Origin of the sequence: Microcystis sp. M_QC_C_20170808_M3Col, assembly GCF_007095505.1 — a bacterium.
Lineage (GTDB): Bacteria > Cyanobacteriota > Cyanobacteriia > Cyanobacteriales > Microcystaceae > Microcystis.
Genome location: NZ_SFBY01000406.1, coordinates 1 through 5890 on the forward strand (window position 1 = coordinate 1; position 5890 = coordinate 5890).

Here is a 5890-nt window from a genome sequence, read left to right on the forward strand (position 1 = left end):
TAACTAGGGAGGCATCGGCTAAGTCCATTGGCAGACTTTGATATTGTTTCATAAGGTCTTGAATTCTTTCTAGATGAGTATTTTCAAGGTGAAATAATAGAAATTTTTGGGGATGTCTCTCAAATACGTTCATTAATTTTATTTGTTTTTCAACTCCTGCATAGAGATTTGGAGAACGTTGTAAAAGAAGATGACAACTTTCTGTTAAAACACACCAAGTTGTAATTAGGGGTTGAGAAGAATACTGTGCTAAGGTTTGCTGTGCTATTAGATGATATTGATCTTTATTGTTAAATAAAGCCACCCAGAACCCAGTATCAACGATGATCATATTTAGCTTTTAATCCTTCTTTGAGAACGGATTTATAATTAGTAGAAAGGTCTGATTCTGCACTAATACAACCGATTAATCCAGATTCTTTTAAAATGTCTAGGGTACTTTGAGCTTCAGGGTTTATTTTTGCTTCAATCTCAGGCTTTTTTGCTAAAGAATAGCGGTTTTTTAATAACTCAATAAAATCAATCAGTAAGTTTTGTGCTTCTTCAGGTAATTGGTTAATATCTTGTTGAATTTGTTCTAAGTTAATCATTAATTTTCCTCCGTTAAGGTTTTTAAACAGGCTGCTAATCTTTAAGCAACATAACGAATAATTTTGACTTCTGCTACCATCGGTTGGATTGACCCAAGGAAACTAAAGTAGATTGGGTTGACGTAAGGAAACCCAACTATAGACCCAAGGAAACCCAACAAAAAGCAATGAGAGGAGGAGAGCGCCGATTCAGACGGATTTAGGTGTTGGGTGTTGGGTTTCGCTTTTCCTGACATTTAAATCTCCTGATTTGTTTCCGACTGTCACCTGTTCCCTAATCCATTAAAATCAACTCCAATGCTTGATTAATAATTTTATTTTTATCAACCATAGCTTCAATTTCTTTTGGTTTATATATGCCCTCAAAAGCTTCTAATGCCGCTTGTCTTAAAGCTGAAGAATAAGCATCATCTAAGGTTTCTTTTAATTCTTCTATTGTTAGATAATTTCCTCCGGTTTTACGTCGTTGATTAATGCGTTGAATCTGTCGAACAGAATTAGAAATAGAGGTTTCACCTGAGCGTGTACTGCGTTTTTCTGCTTGCTGTTTAATCAGATGTAATAGAACAATAATACTAAAGCTAAAAATCTTATTGAGCTTATCATCTTTGCTCATTTCTGTCATTTCCTCTACCAAGAGCAAGGCATCGGGAACATTGCCAGCTAGTAATAGATTTTTTGACTCTAATAATTCTTCCATTTTTTGCCTTTTTTTACTGATTAACCTCTTAATTTAGTAATTTGTTCTTTACATTAGATATTGTTAAAGTTGGAAAAACAAGCGAAAACTTTTGCTTGTTCTCTTGCCTTATTAACAAAAGTTTAGGCTTGTTTGATCATCCTTGCCCTCCTTTTTGCCACTAAATCCCACTTTATCCCACAAAAATTATTGTATCAGAAAATCCAAAATGGCCACAAATTCCCACAGACAAAACCAAAGTGAACATCTATATTGTAAAAATCATTGTAAAAATCACTCAGTTTTTTGGATTTTTATCAGGTTATGAACAAGATACTAGCTAATTGTATCAGTTTAGGGATCGGATTGGGTGCGATCGGGGTAGCTGTTCCGGCACAAGCCGCCTCTTTTCAGGGGTTAGGAGACTTACCGGGGGGTAGTTTCTCTAGCGATGCTACTGGAGTATCAGCCGATGGGTCTGTTGTGGTTGGTCAGAGCACAAGTGCTAGTGGTAATGAGGCATTCCGTTGGACACAAGCAACGGGGATGGTCGGACTGGGGGACTTAGCGGGGGGGATTTCCTTTCCAGGTGGGTTTTTCTCTAGCCCAGGAGTATCGGCAGATGGGTCTGTTGTGGTTGGTAGCAGCAATAGCGATTTTGACGCATCTCGTTGGACACAAGCAACGGGGACGGTTGGACTAGGGAACTTGGAGTGGGCGAGTTTTGGCGAAGCTTTAGGAGTATCAAGCGATGGGTCTGTTGTGGTTGGTTACAGCAGCAATGATTCGTCATTTGAGGCATTCCGTTGGACACAACAGACAGGGATGGTCGGACTAGGAGATTTATTATCATCGGTGGATACTTTTCGTTTCTTCAGCATAGCTTCAGGAGTATCAGGAGATGGGTCTGTCGTGGTTGGTTACAGTCAAAGTGTTAATGGTCAGGAAGCATTTATCTGGAATAGCGCCCAAGGGATGCGGAGCTTACAACAGGTTTTAACTAATGATTATGGTTTAGATTTAACCGGTTGGTTTTTGAACGAAGCTAACGCAATTTCTGCCGATGGGTTAACGGTTGTGGGTTCTGGGACTAACCCTAATGGTCTGACTGAAGCTTGGATTGCTAGTTTAGATGGAGACCCAAATTCTCAACCCGGGACAACACCTACCAATCCGCTTCTCCCCACCCCAAATCCAAGCAACCCCAACGGCTTTACCTTTCCTAATGTTCCCGTCGGTAATAATGGATTCGGTACAACTAACCCCATCTTTTTCGATCCGATTGTGTCGGTAGGATACGATTATTCAGTGACAGGCGGACCCTTATTCGCCTCAGTTTTAATCCCTAGTGCTCTTCCCCAAGGCGACAGTAACTTTATCCTGGAATTACCCGGATTTGGCAATTATTCTCTCCTAGCAGGAACGACTTTCAACTTATTGGGTGTTAATCCCCTTGGCTTTAGTGATTTTCGCATCAGTGATATCGATCCTGCGGAAATGCTCGATCCAACTAATCCTACTGCTTTTGTTACTGGGTTAACATTTACTAATCCTGGAATAGTAACAGTCACCCAAAACCCTATTACTGTAAGTGTTCCTGAACCGTCCAATTTATTAGGTTTAGGATTACTCGGATTCGGTGCTTTCTTGACGGGAAAATTAAATAAGAAGCAAGCCCAAAAAGACTCTTAATAGCAATTGTCATTAATCTTGTTGCTTATACAACATGATGGCGATTTCCAGCTTCAATCATCAACCTGACTTTGATGGGAAAGTCCATAAATTCCCTATTTTTGGCATTTCAATCAGTTAGCGTCTAAATCATTAGATAAAAGGGCATCCTCGAAAGGGGGGCTTTTTTGTTGCTCGGATGTATCGATCGAGCTACAATAAAAGGGACTTCTCTAGGCGAAAATATGGCTACAGGCATCGATATTAGCGAATTTATTGTTGCTAGTCCGGATATTTGTAATGCTCGTCCCCGGATCGCAGGAACTAGAATCACGATTCAAAGTTTAGTCATGGATCATAAAACGGGAATGAGTGCCGAAGCGATCGCTAAGGAATATCCTCAGTTAAGTCTGGCTCAAATTTATAGCGCTCTAGCGTATTATCACGCGAATAAAGAACAGATAGAGGCCGATATCGATGCTTACCGAGCCGATTGTGAAGACTGGGAATCCCGATATCGAGCCGGTGAATTGTAATGAGTCAAATCCGTCTCTACCTTGATGAAGATGCGGGTCAACGCTCGGTCGTGGAAGCTTTGCGGAATCTGAAGATTGATGTAATTACCACTTGGGAAGCGAAAAACATTCAGCTACCCGATCCCGATCAACTGGTTTGGGCAACCCAGCAAGGTCGGGTAATTTATACTTTTAATGTAGGCGATTTTTGTTGATTGCATAAATCCTATATGACGCGCTCGATCAGCCATACGGGAATTATTGTGGCCGCAAAACAAAGATATTCCGTGAGAGAACAGGTAAAAGCTATTGCTAATTTAATCGCTACCCGCTCTGCCGAAGATATCAAGAATAAACTCGTCTTTTTAGGGGATTATCTAGAATAGAAGGCGGTCAGTAAGGTATAGCCATTTCAATTAAAATTGAGAATATTAATCCCAGAGTTCACAAGGGTTTTGTCGGTCTAGAGTGTATCAGACTTATCTGAAATGACTATAACTAATGATTTCGTTAGTACCGGAGCCTAGTTCTATATTAGGGTTAGGGCTGTTTTCTTTGGTGGGTTTTTTAATTAAGAAACGGTCATAATCTAACCTAACTTTGATGAGAAAGTCCATAAACTCCCTATTTTTGGCATTTCAATCAGTTAGCATCTCAATCATTAGATAAAACGGCATCCTCGAAAGGGGGGCTTTTTTGTTGGTGTATAATGGCGATATATTCTGAAGGATTGAGGAATAACCGATGAGTCATGCCAGACAAAGTTTATCATCCATTTATGAAGAAGATTATCAGCAATGGCTAGATAAGACAGTTTTATTGTTAAAAAATCGTCAAGTTGATAGTTTAGACTATGAGCATTTAATTGAGGAGTTAGAAGCTTTGGGAAGGGAACAAAAAAATGCGGTTGAGAGTTTAGTAATTCAAATCATACAACATCTTTTATTCTATCAGTATTGGTCAAGCGAAAGAGAAGATAACGAGCGACATTGGCGAGGTGAATTAATTGGTTTTAGGACTCAATTGGAATTAAGATTAACGACCAATCTCAGAAACCATTTATCTAATCGTCTCGATTATCTTTATGGTAAAGCCAGAAAAATGGCAGAGGTGAAAACGGATTTAAAATTATCCTCGGCAAGTCCTTATACTTTAGCTGATATTTTAGACGAAGATTGGCTTCCTGAAATTAGATAAAGAATTATTCAGATAATTTTAGCTAGGATGGAACCTAGTTTTTTAAGATAATTCTTAATTTAAAATCTTCACTTTTTGGATGCTTAGATCGTTGAGTCTATTCTAATTCATCTGTAGAGATTTAAGAGAATATAATCACCACAAAATTAACCAGATTGCTTGGTAAATAATCGCATTTTATCACAATTTCTGCTAATTCGTTGACTCCATATTTTCCTTTAAAAGCCTCTAAAGTAGCTTGTCCTAAAGCTAAATCATAAGCGTCTTTTCAGGTCTATTGTAATTCTTCATCTGTTATAATACCCTTCCGTTTTACCCCGTTTATTGCTTCTTTGAATCTGTTTAAGCTAAGACGTATTTTAACCGCTTATCCTTAGATAAGCTGAATCTCCCCCAATCCTTTTACTGTTGCCTCTTGCCTAATCTCAACAAGCAATTTAAATGCGCGGGCAGCTTAATTAATTTATTCAGAGAGGAATCGTCGGATTAAATCTTCCCGTGAAGACTCCAATAATAAACGACTAGACTCCATCGGTGATAACTTGAGCAACTCATCAATAACTTTTATCAAAGACTAATCCAATTCTCCAAACCTCACTTGCATTAAATTTTCAATAATTTGTCGTTGTCCTTGTTGAAGTCCTTGTTGAAGTCCTTGTTGAAGTCCTTCCCGTTTGGTCGCCTCTTTCCACTCTAAATAAGATTGAGATAAAGCCATAAATACCTCCCTATCTTCTGATTCTAAAAGATTGTTAATTTGGTTCTTCGTTACTTGGTATGGTTCGATCGGGTGGCATAAATCGACTAAATTCTTATCTGGCAAGAGACTTAATTGATTAGTTCGTTCTAGAGCGAAAACAATTGATAAATATCGCAGCAATGTCTTTCTCTATAAGGGTTTCATCTCTTATAATCCCGTCCCTTGCATAACACAAATCGAAGAACCTTAATTAATTTATTCAGAGAGGAATCGTCTGATTAAATCTTCCCGTGAAGACTCCAATAATAAACGACTAGACTCCATCGGTGATAACTTGAGCAAATCATCAATAACTTTTATCAAAGACTCATCCAATTCTCCAAACCTCACTTGCATTAAATTTTCAATAATTTGTCGTTGTCCTTGTTGAAGTCCTTGTTGAAGTCCTTCTCGTTTGGTCGCCTCTTTCCACTCTAAATAAGATTGAGATAAAGCCATAAATACCTCCCTATCTTCTGATTCTAAAAGATTGTTAACT

General features: G+C 38.6%; 9 protein-coding genes and 3 pseudogenes. 6 read left to right on the forward strand and 6 right to left on the reverse strand.

Annotated features, from left to right (window positions below):
• The 3 genes from EWV84_RS18655 to EWV84_RS18665 form a co-directional block, all read right to left on the reverse strand.
• Nucleotides 1-331, reverse strand: a 331-nt coding sequence (locus EWV84_RS18655) for a type II toxin-antitoxin system VapC family toxin (protein ID WP_287079275.1), incomplete at its 3' end; no start/stop codon positions are given.
• Entirely contained in the window at nucleotides 318-590 is a 273-nt protein-coding gene (locus EWV84_RS18660; protein WP_287079276.1) for a DUF2281 domain-containing protein, read from the reverse strand. The genes EWV84_RS18655 and EWV84_RS18660, both read right to left, overlap by 14 nt.
• 274 nt (nucleotides 591-864) lie before the next feature.
• Nucleotides 865-1290: a DUF29 family protein gene (locus EWV84_RS18665; protein ID WP_287079278.1), complete on the reverse strand. Its 426-nt coding sequence runs from the start codon at nucleotides 1288-1290 to the stop codon at nucleotides 865-867.
• Nucleotides 1291-1593: 303 nt separating this feature from the next.
• On the opposite strand from EWV84_RS18665, the gene EWV84_RS18670 reads away from it, so the two are divergent.
• The 6 genes from EWV84_RS18670 to EWV84_RS18690 all read left to right on the forward strand — a co-directional run bounded on the left by EWV84_RS18670 (nucleotide 1594) and on the right by EWV84_RS18690 (nucleotide 4652).
• A complete protein-coding gene (locus tag EWV84_RS18670; protein WP_287079280.1) occupies nucleotides 1594-2961 on the forward strand; it encodes a PEP-CTERM sorting domain-containing protein in 1368 nt (455 codons plus the stop codon).
• Nucleotides 2962-3185: 224 nt separating this feature from the next.
• Nucleotides 3186-3476, forward strand: a complete 291-nt coding sequence (locus EWV84_RS18675; RefSeq protein ID WP_043999245.1) for a DUF433 domain-containing protein — start codon at nucleotides 3186-3188, stop codon at nucleotides 3474-3476.
• Nucleotides 3476-3670, forward strand: a complete 195-nt coding sequence (locus EWV84_RS18680; protein ID WP_287079282.1) for a DUF5615 family PIN-like protein — start codon at nucleotides 3476-3478, stop codon at nucleotides 3668-3670. Before EWV84_RS18675 ends, EWV84_RS18680 begins: the two co-directional genes overlap by 1 nt.
• Before the next feature lie 15 nt (nucleotides 3671-3685).
• A complete protein-coding gene (locus tag EWV84_RS18685; RefSeq protein WP_287079283.1) occupies nucleotides 3686-3841 on the forward strand; it encodes a hypothetical protein in 156 nt (51 codons plus the stop codon).
• 115 nt (nucleotides 3842-3956) lie between these two features.
• The gene (locus EWV84_RS22950; RefSeq protein WP_071823541.1) at nucleotides 3957-4043 is read left to right on the forward strand and encodes a PEP-CTERM sorting domain-containing protein; all 87 of its coding nucleotides are present in this window, start codon (nucleotides 3957-3959) and stop codon (nucleotides 4041-4043) included.
• 156 nt (nucleotides 4044-4199) lie between these two features.
• Entirely contained in the window at nucleotides 4200-4652 is a 453-nt protein-coding gene (locus EWV84_RS18690) for a DUF29 domain-containing protein (RefSeq protein WP_287079284.1), read from the forward strand.
• A 463-nt stretch (nucleotides 4653-5115) separates the two neighbouring features.
• Here EWV84_RS18690 and EWV84_RS18695 read toward each other — a convergent pair.
• From EWV84_RS18695 to EWV84_RS18700, 3 pseudogenes are all read right to left on the reverse strand, one after another.
• Nucleotides 5116-5412 (reverse strand): annotated as a pseudogene (locus EWV84_RS18695) (hypothetical protein); the annotation flags it as partial.
• A pseudogene (locus tag EWV84_RS23160) lies at nucleotides 5407-5587 on the reverse strand (hypothetical protein); the annotation flags it as partial. The pseudogenes EWV84_RS23160 and EWV84_RS18695, both read right to left, overlap by 6 nt.
• A 20-nt stretch (nucleotides 5588-5607) precedes the next feature.
• A pseudogene (locus EWV84_RS18700) lies at nucleotides 5608-5890 on the reverse strand (hypothetical protein); the annotation flags it as partial.

What these genes read in the sequence shown, in the direction of transcription:
- EWV84_RS18660 (WP_287079276.1), bottom strand. Translation starts at nt 590, where the DNA reads ATGATTAACTTAGAACAAATTCAACAAGATATTAACCAATTACCTGAA.
- EWV84_RS18665 (WP_287079278.1), bottom strand. Translation starts at nt 1,290, where the DNA reads ATGGAAGAATTATTAGAGTCAAAAAATCTATTACTAGCTGGCAATGTT.
- EWV84_RS18670 (WP_287079280.1), top strand. Translation starts at nt 1,594, where the DNA reads ATGAACAAGATACTAGCTAATTGTATCAGTTTAGGGATCGGATTGGGT.
- EWV84_RS18675 (WP_043999245.1), top strand. Translation starts at nt 3,186, where the DNA reads ATGGCTACAGGCATCGATATTAGCGAATTTATTGTTGCTAGTCCGGAT.
- EWV84_RS18680 (WP_287079282.1), top strand. Translation starts at nt 3,476, where the DNA reads ATGAGTCAAATCCGTCTCTACCTTGATGAAGATGCGGGTCAACGCTCG.
- EWV84_RS18685 (WP_287079283.1), top strand. Translation starts at nt 3,686, where the DNA reads ATGACGCGCTCGATCAGCCATACGGGAATTATTGTGGCCGCAAAACAA.
- EWV84_RS22950 (WP_071823541.1), top strand. Translation starts at nt 3,957, where the DNA reads ATGATTTCGTTAGTACCGGAGCCTAGTTCTATATTAGGGTTAGGGCTG.
- EWV84_RS18690 (WP_287079284.1), top strand. Translation starts at nt 4,200, where the DNA reads ATGAGTCATGCCAGACAAAGTTTATCATCCATTTATGAAGAAGATTAT.